The organism is Microvirga sp. P4_A5, assembly GCF_056402495.1.
Genome location: NZ_JBFUHH010000013.1, coordinates 19587 through 38816, shown reverse-complemented (window position 1 = coordinate 38816; position 19230 = coordinate 19587). Strand labels below are relative to the sequence as shown.

The following is a 19230-nucleotide window of genomic DNA, read 5'->3' as shown; positions in this document are numbered from 1 at the left end:
TTCACGTGGAGTCAGGGTTAAGCCTAGAAGCGTTCGAGATCGCGGCCCTTGACCTGGTCGAGACCCGAGGCTTCGGGAGGACCCTCGGGGGTGTAATAACCCGCCGCCTTCTTGGCCTCGATCTCCACCTGCGCGTCGGGCGGGACGAGGTCCGCGGGGATCGGAACCCGCTCGACGACCTCGATGCCGGAGCCCACGATCGCGTCGTATTTCATGTTCGACATGGACATCAGGCGATCGATCCGACGAATGCCGAGCCAATGAAGAACGTCCGGCATGAGCTGTTGGAACCGCGCATCCTGGACCCCCGCCACGCATTCGGTACGTTCGAAATAGGTCGCGGCCGAGTCTCCGCCCTCCTGGCGTTTCCGGGCGTTGTAGACGAGGAATTTCGTGACTTCGCCAAGGGCCCGGCCTTCCTTGCGGTTATACGCAATGACGCCAACACCGCCATTTTGTGCCTCCCGCACCGATTCCTCGATGCCGTGCACCAGATAGGGGCGGCAGGTGCAGATGTCGGACCCAAAGACGTCGGAACCGTTGCATTCGTCGTGCACCCGGCAGGCAATGCGACGTTTCTCGTCACTCAACCCCGCCACATCGCCCATGATGTAGACGGTGATGTTGCCGATGGGCGGCAGGAACACGTTCATGTCCGGACGTGTCACCAGTTCCGGAAACATGCCGCCGGTCTGTTCGAACAGCGTGCGACGCAATTCGCCCTCGGATGTGCCGAAGCGCGCTGCGACGCCGGGGAGATACCAGACCGGGTCGACCGCCACCTTGGTCACCGAGATATCGCCGCTCTCGTGCAGGATCGTCCCGTCCGCCTTGAGGCGCTTGGCCGTCATGGCGCCAAGAATCTCCGGCATATTCAACCGTGCCTTGGTGATGGCGATGGTCGGACGAATATCGAGGCCGCTTGCAATCTCCTCCGCGTACACCTCTCCCACCATGTGGCCCCACGGGTCGAGCGACACGATCTTCCCCGGCTCCGACCATTGCGGATGCGGCCCGATCGTCGCCGTGGGATGCGTGTTGTGCAGGTCCGGTCGGGCGAGCGGATTGAGCGCACGGGCTGATATCGCGAGGGCCCGGTAGAGTGCGTAGGACCCGCCATGGGCGCCGATGACGTTGCGGTCCGCCGGATTGGTGACCGATCCGACGATAGGCCCTCGCGTCTTGGGGTCCCCCGCGCCCCAGGCGACGGGTCGTCGGGCCGTGGCGGTATTGGGTTCGGGGTGGGAGGTGAGCCTGATATGCGTCGAACGGTTAGGCGAATTCATCACTGATCTTCCACGCAAGAGCGGGAAAACTCTCCAGGGATCGTGGGAGAGCCTCCAGACGATCCGTGGGAGCGTGATCCAAAGTAACGGCGGCGTCAACGCCTTAGAATGTCACCTTGATTCCAGCGGGTTAGGGCCAAGCGACGCCGGGGCCACGCGACGGTACGCCCAGATGTGAGAGGACCGTCGCGCCGATATCGGCGAAACTCCTGCGCCGCCCGATCGGGCCGGCCTTGACGCCGGGACCGAAGCACAGGATCGGCGTGTGCTCGCGGGTGTGGTCGGTCCCGTGCCAGCTCGGATCGTTGCCATGATCGGCCGTGACGATCACAAGGTCCCCCTCGCGCAGGATCGTCCTGATCTCCGGCATGCGCCGGTCGAACGCCTCCAGTGCTGCCGCGTAGCCCGGGATATCGCGGCGATGGCCGAATTCGCTGTCGAAATCGACCAGGTTGGCGAAGACGAGGCCGCCATCGGGAAGGGTATTCATCGTCTCGATGGCGGCAGACAGGCAGGCGTCGTTGCCGTGCGGCTTGATCTCGCGGCCCGTGCTCCGGTGGGCGAAGATATCGCCGATCTTGCCAACCGTGACGATTGCCCGCCCCGCCTTCGCGAGCGTGTCGAGGATCGTGTCCCGGGGCGGCTGCGTGGCGAAATCCTTGCGATTGCCTGTCCGCGCAAAGCCCGCTTCGGCCGTGCCCACGAACGGACGCGCGATGACGCGCCCGATATTGAGCGGGTCGCAGAGCTCCCGGGCGATCCGGCAGACCTCATAGAGACGGTCGAGGCCGAACGTTTCCTCATGAGCCGCGATCTGCAAGACGCTGTCGACGGAGGTGTAGCAGATCGGCATCCCGGTCAGCACGTGCTCGGCGCCCAATTCCTCGATGATCTCGGTCCCCGAGGCGTGCTTGTTCCCCAGGATGCCGGGCAGGTGGGCTTTTGCGATCAGTGAGTCGGTGAGCGCCTCGGGAAAGGACGGAATGGTGTTGGGGAAATAGCCCCAGTCGAAATCGACTGGCACACCGGCGATCTCCCAATGGCCCGAGGGGGTATCCTTCCCCATGGAAGTTTCGACCCCGTAGCCCCACGCCCCCTTGACCGGGCCCGCCGGTGCAAGTGCCGGGTGGACGTGTCCGGTGGAGGCCTCACAGGCAAGCCCGAGACCGAGGGCGCAGAGGTGCGGTAGCCGCAGCGGACCCGTCCGGAGACCTTCCTTGTCTCCGCGCCCGGTGGCGCATGCCTCGGTGATGTGGCCCAGCGTATCGGCGCCTGCGTCACCGTAATCCAACGCGTCTTCGGCGCCGCCGATACCCACGGAATCCAGCACGATGATCAGAGCGCGCGGCATCGAAACTCCCTCAAACACACATCACCGATACGGCATTACAACGCGGTGGACCAGAAGGCTAATGCGCGTGTGGGTCGGCATGACCATGACCGTGGGCACGATCATGGTCATGCCCGGCATCTCCAGCGACGAGCGGGCATGTCTCGCCGGCACCGTGACCCACGTCGTGGCCGAGCTCGATCTGAATCGTCGCGTGAGTTATCCCGAAATCGGCTTTCAGCGATTTTTGTGCATTGGCGAGAAAGGCGTCGCCGGGATGTCCGCCGGGCATGACGAGATGGACGGTCAGCGCGGTGTCCGTGGTGCTGACAGCCCATACGTGGAGGTGATGGACCCGGGACACGCCCGGCATCTGTTGAAGGGCCGTGCGAACGTCGGTCACCACGATGGCGCTCGGGACGCCTTGAAGCGAAAGAGTCAGCGATTGGCGCAGCAGATCCCAGGTCGTCCAAACGATGACGCCCGCGATCGCGAGGCTGATCACCGGGTCGATCCAGGTCGATCCGGTCCAAAGAATGACCGCGCCTGCCAGGACGACGCCGAGCGAGACCGCGGCATCGGCCGCCATATGAAGAAAGGCGCCACGGATATTGATGTCGTCCTTGCCGCCTCTCATGAACAGCAGAGCCGTAAAACCATTGATGAGAATGCCGATGCCGGCGATCACCATCACGGTGATGGCGGCGACAGGTGCAGGGTTCAGAAGGCGGTCAATCGATTCCCAAACGATGCCGCCTACCGCCACGAGGAGGAGGAGCGCGTTGAACAGGGCCGCCAGTATCGTGCTGGAGCGCAGACCATAGGTGAAGCGCTGCGAGGGACCGAGCTTCGCGAGAAACGCCGCCCCTCCGGCGATCGCAAGACCTAGCACATCGCTCAGGTTGTGTCCGGCATCCGACAGGAGCGCCATCGAATCCGCGAGAAATCCGTATGTCACCTCGATGGCCACGAAGGCGAGATTGAGCGCAATGCCGATCAGGAAGGCTCGCCCGTGCCCCGCAGGGGGAGCGTGTCCGTGGGAGTGAGAGGCGTGCGAATGGTGCGAATGCATGGCCCGTCACCGATCTATTGTCTGACCGCGTCGATAACGTCGGCTTCCAGGTTGAACGCGGCGGCAAACAGGGCGCGCGTATACTCAGTCTCAGGGGCTTCGAAGATTTTCTCCGCCGACCCCTCTTCGACGACCTTTCCATTCTGCATCACGATGACGTGGTTTGCCAGCGCGCGAACGACCCGCAGATCGTGACTGATGAACATGTAGGCGAGATCGCGTCGTTTCTGCAGGTCCCGGAGAAGCTCGACGATCTGGGCCTGAACAGACATGTCGAGGGCCGAGGTCGGCTCGTCGAGCATGATGAATTGCGGCTCAAGCGCAATGGCGCGCGCTATGGCGATGCGCTGACGCTGGCCGCCGGAAAACTCGTGGGGGTAGCGGTCCATGGTCGCCGGATCGATCCCGACATCGAAGAGCGCGCGTGCCACGATGTCCCGGCGCTGCAGATAGGTGAGATCGCGGTTCTGGACCTGCAGCCCTTCCGCTACGATCTCCGCCACCGACATGCGCGGTGACAGAGAGCCATAGGGATCCTGAAACACCACTTGCAGGTCCTTGCGCATCGGGCGGATGTCGTTCGAGCGCAGGCCGTCGATGCGGTTGCCCAGAAACACGATCGGTCCTTCGGATGAGACCAGCCGGATGATCGCGAGTCCGAGCGTCGTCTTGCCCGAACCGGATTCGCCCACGATACCGATCGTCTCTCCCTTCCGGATTCGCACCGACACCCCATCGACGGCCTTCACGTGACCGATCGTCTTGCGGAAGAAACCCCGCTTGATCGGGAACCAGACCTTGATAGGCCCGGCCTCGACCACGGTCGGCGCATCCCTCGCGACCAGGTTCGCACGCCCCTTGGGCTCCGCTGCCAGCAATCGCCTGGTATATTCGTGTTGCGGATTGCCAAACACCTCTTCGACTTTTCCGTGTTCGACGATTCTGCCCTTGAGCATCACGCAGACCCGGTCGGCTACTTTGCGGACGATGCCGAGATCGTGGGTGATGAAGAGCATCGACATGTTCAGCCGGCCCTTCAACTCTGCCAGCAATTTCAGGATCTGAGCCTGCACCGTGACGTCGAGCGCGGTCGTGGGTTCGTCGGCGATGAGGAGATCCGGTTCGTTCGCGAGGCACATGGCGATCATCACGCGCTGCCGCTGCCCTCCCGAGAGCTGGTGCGGGTAGGCGCCGAGCCGGCTCTCGGCATCGCGAATGCCCACGAGTGCCAGAAGTTCGAGGGTGCGGGCCCGGGCGTCGCGATCCGACATGCCGCGATGGACTTTCAGGATCTCGCCGACCTGCCGCTCGATCGTGTGAAGCGGGTTGAGGGACGTCATGGGCTCCTGGAACACCATCGTGATGTCTTCGCCGCGAACGCGGCGCATGGCGTCCTCGTCGGCAGCGATCAGATCTTGTCCCTTGAAGAGGATGCGGCCTGACGGATGGTGGGCCGACGGATAGGGGAGCAGTTTCAGGATCGACAACGCCGAGACCGATTTGCCCGATCCGGATTCTCCCACGAGCGCGACCGTCTCTCCCGGCTGGATATCGAACGACACGCGATCGACCGCGAGCGTATCCTCGCCGCCTTGACGAAATGCCACCGACAGATCCTGAACGGAGATGAGCGGTTCTGTCATTGGAACGCCTTGCGCGGATCGAACGCATCGCGCACCGCCTCGCCGATGAAGATCAGCAGGCTGAGCATGAGCGCGATAACGAAAAAGCCGGTCAGCCCGAGCCATGGCGCCTGCAGGTTCGCCTTGCCCTGCGCCAGCATTTCGCCAAGCGAGGGCGAGCCTGGGGGCAGGCCAAAGCCGAGGAAATCGAGCGAGGTCAGCGTCGCGATCGAGCCGTTGAGAATGAAGGGCAGGAAGGTGAGTGTCGCCACCATGGCGTTCGGCAGGAGATGCCGGTACATGATCGTGGAATTCGAAAGCCCAAGGGCCCGCGCGGCACGCACGTATTCGAGGTTTCGCGCGCGGAGAAACTCGGCGCGTACCACGCCGACGAGCGAGACCCACGAGAACAACAGGAGGATTCCGAGCAGCACGAAGAAACTGGGCGTGATGATCGCCGAGATGATGATCAGCAGATAGAGCGCCGGAATCGCCGTCCAGACCTCAATGAAGCGCTGGAAGATGAGATCGACCCAGCCACCGAAATAGCCCTGCACGGCACCGGCCAGGACGCCGACGACGGAGGAGATGCCGGCAAGGATCAGCCCGAACAGCACGGAGATGCGGAACCCGTAGATCAGCCGGGCCACCACGTCTCGTCCCTGATCGTCGGTCCCAAGCCAGTTCCATTCGATGTCGCGGCAGCCCGTCCCACCGCTTCGCTCGGCGATGGGGCGGCATTGCTCGTCGGTCAGCCGCCACGTCGGGGGAGCGGGCGCCGGTACGGGCAGGTCGAGATTATGCGTGTTGTAGGAAAAACGGATCGGTGCCCACAGGATCCAGCCATTCGCCTCGATCTCTTTCGAGATGACGGGGTCCCGGTAATCGGTCTGCGCCAGGAACCCGCCGAACTTCTCCTCCGGATACTCGGTGAAGACCGGCGACAGCAACTCGCCTTTGTAGGAGACGAGGATCGGCTTGTCGTTGGCGAGGAACTCGGCGAACAGGCTCAGCACGAACAAGACCAGGAAAATCCAGAACGACCAATACCCCCGCCTGTTGGCCTCGAAGTTCCTCAGCCGGCGACGGTTCAGGGGCGAGAGCTTGATCAGTCCCTGCTTGGGCATCGGGGGCGCGACGGGGGCCTGTGCGGGCGACGGGAGAACGACGGTTTCGTTCATCTCACACCTCCCGCGTTTCAAAATCGATGCGCGGGTCGATCCAGGTATAGGTGAGATCGGACAGAAGGTTCACCGCGAGTCCGACAAGCGAGAAGATGTAGAGGTTCGCAAACACCACCGGGTAATCGCGGTTGACGATGGATTCGAACGAGAGAAGTCCCAAGCCGTCGAGAGAAAAAATTGTCTCGATGAGCAGGGCTCCGGCAAAGAAGGCGCCGATGAAGGCTCCCGGAAAACCCGCGATGACGATCAGCATGGCGTTGCGAAAAACGTGGCCGTACAGGACCTGTCGTTCCGACAATCCCTTCATCCGGGCCGTGACGACATATTGCTTGCGGATCTCATCCAGAAACGAATTTTTGGTGAGCAGGGTCGACGTGGCGAATGCGCCGAGCGCCATGGCGATGATCGGCAAAGTGATGTGCCAGAGATAATCGAGAATCTTCCCGCCGAGCGATAGCTGATCCCAGTTCTCGGACGTCAGTCCGCGCAAGGGAAAGATCTGCCAGAACGACCCGCCCGCAAAGAGAACGATCAGCAGGATGGCGAACAGGAAGCCGGGGATCGCGTAGCCGACGATGACGATGCCGGACGTCCACACATCGAAGGACGACCCGTCTTTGACGGCCTTGCGAATTCCGAGCGGGATGGAAATCGCATAGGAGAGAAGCGTCATCCACAATCCGAGCGAGACGGAAACCGGAAGCTTCTCGCCGATGAGCTGCAGCACCGAGATGTCCCGGAAATAGCTTTTGCCGAAATCGAAGCGGGCATAATCCCACAGCATCTTGAAGAAACGCTCGTAGGCTGGCTTGTCGAATCCGAACTGAACCTCGAGCTGCTTGATGAATTGGGGATCGAGACCCTGAGCGCCGCGGTAGCGGGACGAGGATTGGTCGGACGCTCCGCCTCCGACAGAACTTTGCCCGCCGGCGAAATCGCCCCCGCCACCTGAAATGCGCGAGGTCGCCCCCGAATCCTGTCCCTGAAGTTGTGCGATGATGCGCTCGACCGGCCCGCCGGGAGCGAACTGCACGATGGCGAACGAAATCAGCATGATGCCGAGCAAAGTCGGGATCATCAGGAGGATGCGGCGCGCGATATATGCGAGCATCAGGCTCTTTCGGTTATTCGGCGCAAGGGGCCGAGATGTTTGCCACAAAACCCGGATTGACCGTTCAAGCCCTATCCTAACATGCGATGGAAAGACAACTTCAAGGCCCTGGCTCAGCCCCGGCCGATCCGTTTGGCCTTCTCGGGATCGTGCCACCACGTTCCCGGCGCGCCGGAATCGAGCTCCGGCTTAACTGCGGGACGCTCGAATTCGTCCCAATAGGCCAGCCAGTCATTCCCCTTGTACCACATGGGGACCCAGTAATGGCCGGCGCGAAGAACCCGGTCGAGGGCGCGACAGGCCACCACGAGCTCCTTTCGCGTCTTGGCGACCGCAATCCGATCCACCAGGGCATCGACGGTCGGGTCGGCGATGCCCGCGATATTGCGGCTGCCCGGCGACTTCGCGGCCTGCGACCCATAGACGACGCGCAGCGAATCTCCCGGTGTCCCGGCGCCGCTGAGCGCGCGGCTCGACATGTCGAAATCGTAGTCGTCCATGCGACGCTGGTATTGAGCGGCATCGACGATCCGCGAGCGAGCCTCGATGCCGAGCTTCTTCAGGTTCGACTGAAAGGGCTGGGTGTGAGGTTGAAGGGCGCTCTGAAAGTCGAGAAATTCGATCGTAAACGGCTGTCCATTCGGGAGTTTGAGAACCGCGCCCTCACGCTTGCATCCGGCTTCCCGCAACAATTCGTCGGCCCGCCGCAAGAGCCGTCGGTCCTGACCGGATCCGTCTGAAACGGGGGGCTCGACGGGCTCGTCGAAGACTTCCGCCCGAAGCGATTGACGAAACGGGTCGAGGAGGGCGAGCTCTTCGGGGGAGGGGCGTCCCTCGGCCTTCATGTCGGTGTTTTCGAAGTAGGATGTCAGCCGCTTGTAGGACCCGTACATGATATTGGCGTTGGTCCATTCGAAATCGAATGCGAGCCCGATGGCCTGGCGAATTCGCGGGTCCTTGAACGCATCGCGTCGGATGTTGAAATACCAGCCCTGGATCGGAGCCGGGGACTCGTTGGGGATCGTCTCTTTCTTGACACGGCCCTCGCGCAGGGACGGAAAATCATAGCCCGTTGCCCAGGTTCGGGATGTGAACTCCTCCTGAAAATTCAACGTGCCGTTCTTGAACGCCTCGAAGGCGACGGTCCGGTCGCGGAAATACTCGTAGCGGATGCGGTCGAAATTGCTCTGGCCCACATTCACAGGCAGGTCCTTCGCCCAGTAATCCGGCACACGATCGAGTTCGATGAAACGGCCGGTCTCGAAGCGACCCACCCTGTAGGGACCCGAGCCGAGAGGGGCATCAAGGGTCGCCGCTTCGAAATCGCGGCCCTGCCAGTAACGCTCCGAGAAGATCGGCATTCCGGCCACCACGAGGTGCAGATCGCGACTTCGCTGCGGCGAGAAACGCACGACCAGCAGATCGTCGGCTTCCGCTTCGGTTGCGACCATTTGCGTCAGAATCGAGCGAAATACCGGATGGCCCTTGTCCTTCAGTATATTCAGCGAAAACGCCACATCTTTGGCGCCGAGTGGAGAACCGTCGTGAAAGCGCGCTTCCGGGCGGAGGCGAAACCGGTAGGTCAGCTTGTCCTCGGAGACCTCCGCGCTTTTCGCAACAAGTCCGTAGACGGCATCCGGCTCGTCGCCGGAACCGACCATCAGCGTATCGAACGTCGCCGGGATGCCAGCCGCTCCGTCACCTCTGAGGACAAAAACGTTCAAGGTGTTAAAGGTGTCGAAATTCTGGTTTCCGGTCGTCTGCCTGATCTGGATGGCCAGCGTCCCGCCTTTTGGAGCGGAAGGATTCACATAATCGAAATGTTTGAAATCCGCCGGGTATTTCAAATCCCCGAAGCTCGACATCCCATGTGCCTCGACGCTGGCCGCAGTCGCAAAGGCGCGCCCGGTCCCGGATGTCAGGAGCGCGGCTGCCGCGCTGCCGACAAGCACGTTTCTGCGGGTTGGAAACTTCACCTGATTGCTCCCGTCTTGTCTGCCTTCGTCTGATCGTACCACCAGACCGTCGGAAAGCCCGACGCGCCGTAGCGCGGAAGCGTCTCAGGATGACTGAAGCGGTTCCATCGGGCGGTGCGTTGCTTCCCGTAGGTCCATTGCGGCACCATGTAGTCGTGGGCCAGCAGAACGCGATCAAGCGCCTTCGTGGCGGCGACGAGTTCGGCGCGGTCGCGCGCGAAGATCACGCGGTCGATCAATGCATCGATACCGGGATCGGAAATGCCCGCGAGATTGCGCGAACCTTCACGCTTGGCGGCTTGAGATCCCCAGAACTCGCGCTGCTCGTTGCCCGGCGAGAGCGACTGACCCCAAATCCCGGACACGATATCGAAATCGAACGACCGTGTCCGGTTCACATGCTGGACGTCATCGACGATGCGAACCGATGTGGCGATGCCGAGGCGGTCCAGAGAAGCCTTGTAGGGAAGGTACACACGCTCATCGTTCGGACTGTCGCCGAGTAGTTCTATGGTGAGCGTTTCGCCCTTGGCGTTGACGCGTCGCCGATCTTTCAATTCCCAGCCCGCCTCGCGCAGCAGGCGATCCGCTTCGCGCAGGTTGTTGCGAACCGCATCCGGCGTGTCGCCGATCGGGTTCGCGTTCGCGTTCGTAAAAACCTTCGCGGGAATCTTGTCCCGAACCGATTCCAGGATTTCCAGTTCCTTTCCTTCCGGCAATCCCGACGAAGCAATTTCAAGCCCGTTGAAGTAGCTCGAAATACGCTCGTACTGGCCGTAGAAGATCGTTTTGCGGATGTCTTCGAACGGGAAAGCAAGGTTGAGCGCGCGCCGCACGCGCGGATCGCCGAACTTCTCCCGGCGCAGATTGAGCACGAAAGCCTGCATCACCCCGGAGGCACGCGCGGGAAACTCCTCGAGGATGACGCGGCGGTCCTCACGTGCGGGAAAGTTGTATCCGGTCGCCCAGTTGCGGGCGCTGTTCTCGACGCGAAAATCGATTCGATCGGCCTTGAAGGCTTCGAGCAGCACAATCGCGTCCCGATAATATTCGTAGCGGATCTCGTCGAAATTGTATTTTCCCACGTTCACGTTGACGGCAGCGCCCCAATAATCCTTCACGCGCTCGTAGGATGCATCCCGGCCCGCCGCGAAATTCTTGATGCGATATTGCCCCGATCCCAGCGGCGGCTCCAACGTGGTCTGCGTCACGTCGCGCTTGCGTCCATCGGGGGCAGTCCCTTCCCACCAATGTTTGGGAAGCACCGGAAGCTGTCCCATGATCTGTGGGAGTTCGCGATTGCCGGCTTCGTCGAAGGTGAATTTGACCTCCCGCTCCCCGATCTTCGCCGCCTTGACCACGTTGCCATAATAGAACGCGTATGTCGGACTGTGCGCCTTCAGAACCTCGAACGAGTAGATGACATCCTCGGCCGTAACCGGCTTGCCGTCATGCCAGCGGGCCTCCGGGCGCAGACGGAATGTCACCGACGAATAATCGTCGGGATAGGAAAACGCCTCGGCCAGCAGCCCATAGGCGGCGCTTGGCTCATCGAGAGCAGGGGTCGTGAGGGTCTCATAGACGAGCCCCACGCCTTGCTCCAGGGCGCCCTTAACGCCCGCCACGACGAGGTTGAAGTTGTCGAACGTGCCCTGGGCCCCGAGGCGAACGAGCCCGCCTTTCGGCGCGTCCGGGTTCACGTAGTCGAAATGCTTGAAGCCGGCGGGGTATCTGGGGCTCTCGAGGAGCCCCGCTCCATGCCGCCAGATCTCGGTCGCGGGGGCTTCCTGCCCGGAGGCAGGCGAGACGGCAAGGCAGGCAACGAGCAGGCACGGCACAAGGGTGCGAATCACAAGGCTCTCCTCCGCCCGCGGCGTCATCGGCGGTGCGGTACATTTTTGCGCCCCTGACGGCGAGCGCAAGGGAAGCAGGCAAAAGAAAAGCCGGGCGAGAGGCCCGGCTGTTCAAAAAGAGGAGAGGCTGTCGGCCGCTTACTGGGCGGCGGGCAGGGGTGCGGGGCTGTCCGACAGGCTGCGAAGATAGGCCAGGATATCCGCTCGCTCTTCGGCCTTCGCCACGCCCGCGAACGCCATGATGGTGCCGGGCACGGCTTTCTTGGGGGCATGAATGAAGTCGTTGACGGCCTCAAAGGTCCATTCACCGCCCTTGCCCTTGAGAGCGGCCGAATAGTTGAAGCCTTCATGAGAAGCGACCGGTCGGCCGATCACGCCGTAAAGATCAGGGCCGACCTTATTGGGTCCACCCTTCTCGAAGCTATGGCAGGCGAGGCATTTCTTGGCCGCGGCGGCGCCTTTGGCTGGATCGGCCTTGGCCAGGAGGACGGGCAGAGGCTCGGCGGCAGCCGCGGGCTCCGATGCGGCGCCGGCGGCGGCCTGCTCGGGAGCCGGGAGATCATAGCCCGGGACGGCCGGCTTATGGGGCGAGAAAATTCCTCCGGCGATGACGTTGACGCCGACCACGAAGAGGAGCGAACCGAAGACTGCGCCCGCGATCTTATTGGTCTCGATATTCATGAACTAAGCTCTCCTCGCCTCAGGAAAACGGCGATCCAGCGCAACGGAAGGGTTCGGCGCGGGCAGGAACCCGCGACCGTGGCGTTGCTTAGCCGCACAGACGGGTGTTTGACAATGGGGTTTCGCTCGGTCTCGTGGTCGCAGTTCGCGTTCCCGCCCCGGCAGGGGCCGTTTTCACCCTGTGGCATGACAAAGTCCTGCCGGCTTGGTAAGGACGCCCGGACTTCACCCATGCAGGGCACCATGTCCGACCCCATCATCCTGATCCCGGCGCGCCTTTCGGCAACCCGGCTGCCCAACAAGCCCTTGGCGGATATCGGCGGCGAGCCCATGATCGTGCACGTGTGGCGCCGGGCCATGGAAGCCGGGATCGGACCGGTCGCGGTCGCCACCGATTCAGAGGCGATCGCAGAGGTCGTCACCCGCGCCGGCGGCCTCGCCGTGATGACCCGCGCGGACCACGTTTCCGGTTCGGATCGCATCTTCGAAGCTGTGGAAAAGCTCGACCCGAGTAAACGGCACGACGTGGTCGTCAACGTCCAGGGCGACTTGCCGACCATCGATTCCGTGGCGATCGCCAACTCGATCCTGCCCCTGTCCGACCCGGCGGTCGACCTTGCGACGCTGGTCGTCCCGATCCGTCGCGAGGCCGAGCGGACAGACCCGAATGTGGTGAAAATGGTAGGCTCGCCACTGTCCGAGACACGCTTCCGCGCTCTCTATTTCACCCGCGCAACCGCCCCCTACGGCGAGGGACCGCTCTACCATCACATCGGGCTTTACGCCTATCGCCGCAAGGCGCTGGAGCGCTTCGTCAGCCTGCCGCCATCGCCTCTCGAAATGCGCGAGAAGCTCGAGCAGCTCCGCGCGCTGGAGGCGGGAATGCGCATCGACGCCATCGTGGTGGATGACGTGCCGCTGGGCGTCGACACGCCTCACGATCTCGAAAGGGCCCGCGCGATCGTCGCCGCCCGGAGAACGCCATGAACAAGATCATTTCGTTCCAAGGTGAACGCGGCGCCAACTCGCATATCGCGTGCGAAGAGGTCTTTCCGGACTGGAGCGTCCTGCCGTCTCCCACATTCGAAGACGCGTTCGCAGCCGTCTCCGAAGGGCAGGCCGGGCTTGCGATGATTCCCATCGAAAATTCGATCGCCGGACGCGTCGCCGACATTCACCATCTTCTGCCGACCTCCGGCCTTCATATCGTGGGAGAGCATTTCCTCCCCATTCACTTCCAGCTGATGGCGCTGCCGGGAACAAAGCTTGAAACCATCAAGAGCGTGCACAGCCATGTCCATGCCCTCGGCCAATGCCGGAAGATCATCCGAAAGCTCGGCCTGAAGGCGGTGGTGAGCGGCGACACCGCCGGCTCCGCGCGCGAGGTCGCCGAGTGGGGCGATCCGACGAAGGCATCGCTCGCGCCCCGAATGTCGGCGAAAATCTACGGCCTCGAAATCCTCGCGGAGAACGTCGAGGACGAGACCCACAACACGACCCGTTTCGTGATTCTGTCGAAAACCCCCGAATGGGCCGCCGCCGGACAGGGCCCGACCGTGACCAGCTTCGTATTCCGCGTCCGCAACCTGCCGGCGGCGCTCTACAAGGCGCTCGGTGGGTTCGCCACCAACGGCATCAACATGTCGAAGCTCGAAAGCTACATGCTGGAGGGTGAATTCCTCGCCACCCAGTTCTACGCCGAGGTCGACGGTCACCCCGAGGACGTCAATCTCAAGCGCGCATTGGAAGAACTGGAGTTCTTCTCCCGCGAAATGCGGATTCTCGGCGTCTATCCGGCCGACCCGTTCCGCGAAAAGGTCAAGGAAGCGGCAGAATAGCCGCTACTCTTTCATCCATGCCAGCAGCAGGTGATGCGCGATCGCAATCGGCGAAGGGGCGGCGAATTCGGGATGTGCTCCCGCCAGCATCCGCCGGATGTCGTCGCGGGAGAACCAGCGCACATCTTCGAGCTCGGTCGTGTCGATGACGATTTCGTCGCTCTCGGCCTCCCCGACGCAGCCGATCATCAGCGAGGATGGAAACGGCCAGGGTTGCGACGCAAGATAACGCACGGCGCCGACGCGGACGCCCGCTTCCTCGAAGGTTTCGCGGCGGACGGCGTCCTCGACCGTTTCGCCGGGCTCCAGGAAGCCCGCGAGGCACGAATAGGTCCTGTTCTGAAATCTCGCCTGCCGGCCGAGCAGGCACGTCTCGCCCCGCGTGATCAGCATGATCACCACGGGGTCGGTGCGGGGAAAATGCTGCGCTTCACAAGCCGGGCAATCGCGGCGAAAGCCCGCATGGGCCACCATGGTCCGGGCGCCGCAACTGGCGCAGAAGCGGTGGCGCGCATGCCAGTCCAGCATGGATTTGGCCATGGCCAGCAGACCAAGTTCACCTTCGGGAACGAGGCCCGATCCTGCGATGGTGCGCAGATCCGATACGATGAAGGCAGGGTCGTCGCGAAAAAGGTCGGCTGCCTCCGTCGCAGCCGCGGTGGCGACGACGGGGCGATTGTCCAGGGTGCCGAGGAAAACCTGCTCCGCGTGGTCTGGGAGGCGCCGAAGGACCGAGGTCGGCAACAGGCATGTGCCGGGGCGGCCCGCAGCGAGGACAGGAACGCCGCCAGCCACCAGAACCACGGCGCCGTCGGGATGCGCCTTATGGCGTTCGAGCGCTTGCGGGTCGCGCTCGGCGCTGTGTCGGGCGAGGGAATTCTTGATGAAGCCGAGGGGGATGGTCATGGTTGATCAGGCCGCTGCGAAAAGGCCGGCCGCGCGCTCGATCAGCGCGGTCGCGGCATGGTGGGGATAGGGGGCTTTCGAGCCGTGGCCCCAAACCGGGCCAGGCCAGGCGGGGTCCGAGAGAAAGCGGCCGATGACATGGACGTGGAGCTGGCTGACGATGTTACCCAAGGCTCCGATATTGATCTTGTCGGGCTTCGCGAGGGTCATCATGACGGAGGATGCCAGCCGGATCTCCCGCATCAGCTCCATCGCCTGCTCCTCCGACAGGTCCGCGACTTCGGTCAGGCCCGGCAGGCGCGGTACGAGAACGAACCACGGAAAGCGGGCGTCGTTCAACAGGAGCACCGAGCAGAGGGGCAGATCGCCGACCGGGATCGTGTCGGTGCGAAGGCGGGAATCAAGCTGGAAATCCTGGGTCATAGGTTACGTTAGCTGAGCTTTCCCGCCGGTGCCTACCCCATCTTCTCGAGTGCGCGCCGGATGCCCGTTGCGGCTTGCGTTCCGCATTCGAAAACTCCATATAGGCGGCGGGAGGTTGGCGAGGGACGTCTCACTCGCCAACTGGGTCAGGTCCGGAAGGAAGCAGCCCTAACGAGACCGAACGGGTCTTCGTCCAGCCTCCCACCCCGGCGCCTCGGGCGCCTTGTTGGATCCCAAAGCTATCTTAGTCGATGGACGAAACCACAGCCGGCACGCCCTTGGACGAAGAGCCGGCTCTGCCGGGCTTCCCGCTTGAGCCGCCCGCGACAGGCTCCGCCTACCGGGTTCTGGCCCGCAAATACCGCCCCCGCACATTCGAGGATCTGATCGGCCAGGAGGCGATGGTTCGCACCCTGTCGAATGCGTTCGAGACCGGCCGCATCCCGCAAGCCTGGATGCTCACCGGGGTGCGGGGCGTCGGGAAAACCACGACGGCGCGTATTCTGGCCCGGGGTCTCAACTACGAGAAGGCGGACGGCTCCGGCGCTCCGACGATCCACATGCCGGATCTCGGCGTCCATTGCGAAGCCATCATGGAATCGCGCCACGTCGACGTTCTGGAGATGGACGCGGCCTCGCATACCGGCATCGACGACGTCCGCCAGATCATCGACGGCATTCGTTATTCGCCCGTGACCGCGCGCTACAAGGTCTACATCATCGACGAGGTCCACATGCTGTCCGAGAAGGCGTTCAACGCCTTCCTGAAGACGCTAGAGGAGCCGCCGCCGCACGCGAAGTTCATCTTCGCCACGACTGAGATCCGGAAAGTCCCGGTCACCATTCTGTCGCGCTGCCAGCGATTCGATCTGCGCCGTATCGAAGCGGATGCGCTGGTCTCCCATCTTGGCCGGATCTGCGCTTCGGAAGGCGTACAGGCGGATGCCGAGGCATTGGCGGCCATCGCGCGCGCCGCCGAAGGTTCGGCTCGCGATTCGCTCTCGCTGATGGATCAGGCCATCGCCCATGGGGCTGGGATCGTCACCGGCGACACCGTCCGCGAAATGCTGGGTCTGGCCGATCGTACGCAGGTGATCGACCTGTTCGAGGCCATCATGCGGGGCGACGTGCCGGCGGCCTTCGCGGGGTTGCGGGCGCAATACGATGCGGGCGCCGACCCGGCGGTGATCCTCTCCGATCTCGCGACATTTTCACACGTGGTCACCCGCCTCAAACTCATCCCGGATGCCGCAAAGGACCCGGTGCTTTCGGAGGCTGAGCGCGTCCGTGGCCTGGAATTCGCCGGTAGCCTGTCGGTCCGCTCGCTCTCGCGCGCCTGGCAGATTCTCCTCAAGGGCATTCCTGAGGTCCAAGCCTCCAACCGCCCCGTCGCCACCGCCGAGATGGTGCTCGTGCGGCTCGCCTACGCGGCCGATCTGCCGACGCCCGACGAGGCCCTGCGGGCCTTCAAGGATAGCGGGCCGCTCACGACCGGAGGCACGACACCGAGCGCCCCTTCTCCGCGCCCGTCCGGGCCTGCTGTTTCTGGAACGATGGCGCTCGCCGCCTCCCAGGCGCGGCCTCAGCCCCAGCCTGCCTCTGCGCCTGATGCGCCCCCGGCCGTTCGCCTCCGTCGCTTCGAAGATGTGGTGGCGATGGCGGGCGAGCAGCGAGACGTCGTGCTCAAACGCGCCCTGGAGCGGGACGTTCATCTGGTTCGCTTCGAAGAGGGGCATATCGAGTTCAGTCTTGCGGACGGCGCCAGCCGCACCGTCGCGAACGATCTCGCGCGCGCTCTCCAGCAATGGACCGGGCAACGATGGATGGTGGCGCTCTCCTCGGACAGCGGCGCTCCCACCCTCCACAATCAGGCTGAATTCGCCGAGCGACAGCGCAAGGAAGGCGCTGCCAACCATCCGCTGGTTCAGGCCGTCCTGGCCAAGTTCCCCGGTGCGCAGATCGTCAACGTCGTCGACCGGTCGGAAAAGTCCGCCGACGCTTCCGCGCCCGACCTGGATCCCGTTGGCCTCGAGGGTCTTGAGTCCGACAGCGACGACGATTTGTAAGTCAGTGAGGAGACATCGCGATGCGCGACATCATGGGTTTGATGAAGCAGGCTCAGGCCATGCAGCAGAAGCTGCAGGACGCTCAGGCTGAGTTGGAGACCATCGAGGTCGAAGGAACCGCCGGCGGCGGTGTCGTCGTGGTGAAGGTCTCCGGCAAAGGCGCCCTGAAGGCGATCAACATCGACCCGTCGATGATGAACGCGGACGAGAAGGAAATCCTCGAGGACCTCATCGTCGCGGCCATGAACGACGCGCGCGCGAAGGCCGACAGGGCGGCGCAGGACCGGATGGCCGACCTCACGAAGGGCATGCCGCTGCCGCCCGGCCTGAAGATGTTCTGAGGAATCGATGGCGCAATCCGTTGCCGGCCCCGAAATCGAGCGGCTGATCCAGTTGCTCGCGCGCCTGCCCGGGCTCGGCCCTCGCTCGGCTCGACGTGCGGCTCTTCATCTCATCAAGAAACGCGACACGCTGCTGACGCCCTTGAGCGATGCCATGCGGGTCGCCAGTGAGCGCATAGTGGTGTGTTCGACGTGTGGGAACGTGGACACGTCCGACCCCTGCACCATCTGCCGGGATGAGCGCCGCGATCCTTCCATCCTCGTCGTGGTGGAAGACGTCTCGGATCTTTGGGCGCTGGAGCGATCGGGCGCCGTCACCGCACGCTACCACGTACTGGGCGGCGTGCTTTCACCTCTCGACGGAGTACGCCCCGAGCATCTCAATTTCGACCGCCTCGTGGAACGGGCTTCGGAGCCCGGGGTCGCGGAAATCATTCTGGCGCTTAATGCTACGGTCGATGGCCAGACGACCGCCCATTATATTACCGAACTTCTGGCGCATCTGCCTGTGAAAGTGACGAAGCTCGCCCACGGGGTCCCCGTCGGCGGCGAACTCGATTACCTCGACGACGGCACGCTCTCGGCGGCGATCCGTCAGCGGACGAGTTTCTGATAGGGGTCTGGAGGGTGACATGCCGGAGGGCTGTTGGTAAGCAGGAAATCCGCCACTTTTCACAACCCGCATCGTTGAGCTGACCATGTCCCATCACGATCTCGCCGCCACGATCGACACCGCCTGGGAGGATCGCGCCAGTGTCACTGCCTCGACCAAGGGCGCGGTCCGTGAGGCGGTCGAGACGGCGCTGCACCTGCTCGATTCCGGCAAGGCGCGCGTGGCGGAGAAATCCGGCGACGCGTGGCAGGTGCATCAATGGCTCAAGAAGGCGGTGCTCCTTTCCTTTCGCCTGAACGATATGGCGATCATCAAGGGTGGGCCGGACGAGGCCGTCTGGTGGGACAAGGTTCCGTCCAAATTTGACGGCTGGTCAGCCAGCGAGTTCACCGCGGCGGGCTTCCGCGCCGTTCCGAATTGCACCGTGCGACGCGGCGCCTATATCGCGCCCGGCGTTGTGCTGATGCCGTCCTTCGTCAATCTCGGCGCCTATGTGGACGAGGGCACGATGGTCGACACTTGGGCAACCGTCGGGTCCTGCGCGCAGATCGGTAAGCAGGTTCACCTGTCGGGCGGCGTCGGCATCGGCGGCGTTCTTGAACCGCTTCAGGCCAATCCCACCATCATCGAAGACAATTGTTTCATCGGCGCGCGCTCGGAAGTGGTCGAGGGCGTCGTGATCGGCGAGGGCTCCGTGCTTTCCATGGGCGTATTCATCAGCGCGTCCACCAAGATCGTCGACCGCAGCAGCGGCGAGGTTTTCGTCGGTCGGGTGCCGCCCTATTCGGTGGTGGTGCCGGGCTCGCTTCCCGGCAAGCCTCTCCCGGACGGCTCGCCCGGCCCCTCTCTCTATTGCGCCGTGATCGTGAAGCGCGTGGACGCCCAGACCCGCGCCAAGACGGCGATCAACGAGCTGTTGCGCGATTAG

General features: G+C 63.3%; 17 protein-coding genes and 1 other RNA gene. 7 read left to right on the top strand and 11 right to left on the bottom strand.

Annotated elements, in window-relative coordinates:
• Positions 1-23: 23 nt before the first annotated feature.
• The 9 genes from AC1DVM_RS06510 to AC1DVM_RS06470 all read right to left on the bottom strand — a co-directional run bounded on the left by AC1DVM_RS06510 (position 24) and on the right by AC1DVM_RS06470 (position 12115).
• Positions 24-1286 carry a GTP cyclohydrolase II gene (locus AC1DVM_RS06510; RefSeq protein ID WP_477253015.1) on the bottom strand — a complete coding sequence of 421 codons (1263 nt, stop codon included), beginning with the start codon at positions 1284-1286 and terminating at the stop codon, positions 24-26.
• A 130-nt stretch (positions 1287-1416) separates the two neighbouring features.
• The gene (locus tag AC1DVM_RS06505) at positions 1417-2637 is read right to left on the bottom strand and encodes a phosphopentomutase (protein ID WP_477253014.1); all 1221 of its coding nucleotides are present in this window, start codon (positions 2635-2637) and stop codon (positions 1417-1419) included.
• 58 nt (positions 2638-2695) lie between these two features.
• Complete coding sequence (locus AC1DVM_RS06500) at positions 2696-3688, bottom strand: cation diffusion facilitator family transporter (protein WP_477253013.1); 993 nt, start codon at positions 3686-3688, stop codon at positions 2696-2698.
• A gap of 14 nt (positions 3689-3702) precedes the next feature.
• Complete coding sequence (locus tag AC1DVM_RS06495) at positions 3703-5331, bottom strand: ABC transporter ATP-binding protein (protein ID WP_477253012.1); 1629 nt, start codon at positions 5329-5331, stop codon at positions 3703-3705.
• On the bottom strand, positions 5328-6491 hold the full coding sequence (locus AC1DVM_RS06490; protein ID WP_477253011.1) for an ABC transporter permease: 1164 nt from the start codon (positions 6489-6491) through the stop codon (positions 5328-5330). The genes AC1DVM_RS06495 and AC1DVM_RS06490 overlap by 4 nt, the downstream gene beginning before the upstream one ends.
• A gap of 1 nt (position 6492) precedes the next feature.
• Positions 6493-7605, bottom strand: a complete 1113-nt coding sequence (locus AC1DVM_RS06485; RefSeq protein WP_477253009.1) for a microcin C ABC transporter permease YejB — start codon at positions 7603-7605, stop codon at positions 6493-6495.
• Positions 7606-7718: 113 nt separating this feature from the next.
• The gene (locus tag AC1DVM_RS06480; protein ID WP_477253008.1) at positions 7719-9581 is read right to left on the bottom strand and encodes an extracellular solute-binding protein; all 1863 of its coding nucleotides are present in this window, start codon (positions 9579-9581) and stop codon (positions 7719-7721) included.
• Complete coding sequence (locus tag AC1DVM_RS06475) at positions 9578-11461, bottom strand: extracellular solute-binding protein (RefSeq protein WP_477253006.1); 1884 nt, start codon at positions 11459-11461, stop codon at positions 9578-9580. Before AC1DVM_RS06475 ends, AC1DVM_RS06480 begins: the two co-directional genes overlap by 4 nt.
• Before the next feature lie 111 nt (positions 11462-11572).
• Positions 11573-12115: a c-type cytochrome gene (locus AC1DVM_RS06470; RefSeq protein ID WP_477253005.1), complete on the bottom strand. Its 543-nt coding sequence runs from the start codon at positions 12113-12115 to the stop codon at positions 11573-11575.
• A gap of 243 nt (positions 12116-12358) precedes the next feature.
• On the opposite strand from AC1DVM_RS06470, the gene AC1DVM_RS06465 reads away from it, so the two are divergent.
• Positions 12359-13102 (top strand): 3-deoxy-manno-octulosonate cytidylyltransferase, encoded by a 744-nt coding sequence (locus AC1DVM_RS06465; protein WP_477253004.1) that lies wholly within the window; start codon positions 12359-12361, stop codon positions 13100-13102.
• Entirely contained in the window at positions 13099-13953 is an 855-nt protein-coding gene (locus tag AC1DVM_RS06460) for a prephenate dehydratase (RefSeq protein ID WP_477253003.1), read from the top strand. Before AC1DVM_RS06465 ends, AC1DVM_RS06460 begins: the two co-directional genes overlap by 4 nt.
• Before the next feature lie 3 nt (positions 13954-13956).
• On the opposite strand, the gene nudC is transcribed toward AC1DVM_RS06460, so the two are convergent.
• Together nudC and AC1DVM_RS06450 are read right to left on the bottom strand one after the other, a co-directional pair.
• On the bottom strand, positions 13957-14859 hold the full coding sequence (gene nudC / locus AC1DVM_RS06455; protein ID WP_477253001.1) for an NAD(+) diphosphatase: 903 nt from the start codon (positions 14857-14859) through the stop codon (positions 13957-13959).
• A gap of 6 nt (positions 14860-14865) precedes the next feature.
• A complete protein-coding gene (locus AC1DVM_RS06450; RefSeq protein ID WP_477253000.1) occupies positions 14866-15282 on the bottom strand; it encodes an HIT domain-containing protein in 417 nt (138 codons plus the stop codon).
• Positions 15283-15391: 109 nt separating this feature from the next.
• Between AC1DVM_RS06450 and ffs the strand changes: the two genes are divergently transcribed.
• The 5 genes from ffs to dapD all read left to right on the top strand — a co-directional run bounded on the left by ffs (position 15392) and on the right by dapD (position 19230).
• Positions 15392-15488: signal recognition particle sRNA small type (gene ffs / locus AC1DVM_RS06445), an RNA gene on the top strand.
• 45 nt (positions 15489-15533) lie between these two features.
• On the top strand, positions 15534-17348 hold the full coding sequence (locus tag AC1DVM_RS06440; protein ID WP_477252998.1) for a DNA polymerase III subunit gamma/tau: 1815 nt from the start codon (positions 15534-15536) through the stop codon (positions 17346-17348).
• Positions 17349-17368: 20 nt separating this feature from the next.
• Positions 17369-17689: a YbaB/EbfC family nucleoid-associated protein gene (locus AC1DVM_RS06435; protein WP_477252996.1), complete on the top strand. Its 321-nt coding sequence runs from the start codon at positions 17369-17371 to the stop codon at positions 17687-17689.
• Between the two features lie 7 nt (positions 17690-17696).
• Positions 17697-18302 (top strand): recombination mediator RecR, encoded by a 606-nt coding sequence (gene recR, locus AC1DVM_RS06430; RefSeq protein WP_477252995.1) that lies wholly within the window; start codon positions 17697-17699, stop codon positions 18300-18302.
• 85 nt (positions 18303-18387) lie between these two features.
• Positions 18388-19230 (top strand): 2,3,4,5-tetrahydropyridine-2,6-dicarboxylate N-succinyltransferase, encoded by an 843-nt coding sequence (dapD, locus tag AC1DVM_RS06425; RefSeq protein ID WP_477252993.1) that lies wholly within the window; start codon positions 18388-18390, stop codon positions 19228-19230.

Coding starts and splice junctions, on each gene's coding strand:
- AC1DVM_RS06510 (WP_477253015.1), bottom strand. CDS start 1,286: ATGAATTCGCCTAACCGTTCGACGCATATCAGGCTCACCTCCCACCCC.
- AC1DVM_RS06505 (WP_477253014.1), bottom strand. CDS start 2,637: ATGCCGCGCGCTCTGATCATCGTGCTGGATTCCGTGGGTATCGGCGGC.
- AC1DVM_RS06500 (WP_477253013.1), bottom strand. CDS start 3,688: ATGCATTCGCACCATTCGCACGCCTCTCACTCCCACGGACACGCTCCC.
- AC1DVM_RS06495 (WP_477253012.1), bottom strand. CDS start 5,331: ATGACAGAACCGCTCATCTCCGTTCAGGATCTGTCGGTGGCATTTCGT.
- AC1DVM_RS06490 (WP_477253011.1), bottom strand. CDS start 6,491: ATGAACGAAACCGTCGTTCTCCCGTCGCCCGCACAGGCCCCCGTCGCG.
- AC1DVM_RS06485 (WP_477253009.1), bottom strand. CDS start 7,605: ATGCTCGCATATATCGCGCGCCGCATCCTCCTGATGATCCCGACTTTG.
- AC1DVM_RS06475 (WP_477253006.1), bottom strand. CDS start 11,461: ATGACGCCGCGGGCGGAGGAGAGCCTTGTGATTCGCACCCTTGTGCCG.
- AC1DVM_RS06470 (WP_477253005.1), bottom strand. CDS start 12,115: ATGAATATCGAGACCAATAAGATCGCGGGCGCAGTCTTCGGTTCGCTC.
- AC1DVM_RS06465 (WP_477253004.1), top strand. CDS start 12,359: ATGTCCGACCCCATCATCCTGATCCCGGCGCGCCTTTCGGCAACCCGG.
- AC1DVM_RS06460 (WP_477253003.1), top strand. CDS start 13,099: ATGAACAAGATCATTTCGTTCCAAGGTGAACGCGGCGCCAACTCGCAT.
- nudC (WP_477253001.1), bottom strand. CDS start 14,859: ATGACCATCCCCCTCGGCTTCATCAAGAATTCCCTCGCCCGACACAGC.
- AC1DVM_RS06450 (WP_477253000.1), bottom strand. CDS start 15,282: ATGACCCAGGATTTCCAGCTTGATTCCCGCCTTCGCACCGACACGATC.
- AC1DVM_RS06440 (WP_477252998.1), top strand. CDS start 15,534: ATGGACGAAACCACAGCCGGCACGCCCTTGGACGAAGAGCCGGCTCTG.
- AC1DVM_RS06435 (WP_477252996.1), top strand. CDS start 17,369: ATGCGCGACATCATGGGTTTGATGAAGCAGGCTCAGGCCATGCAGCAG.
- recR (WP_477252995.1), top strand. CDS start 17,697: ATGGCGCAATCCGTTGCCGGCCCCGAAATCGAGCGGCTGATCCAGTTG.
- dapD (WP_477252993.1), top strand. CDS start 18,388: ATGTCCCATCACGATCTCGCCGCCACGATCGACACCGCCTGGGAGGAT.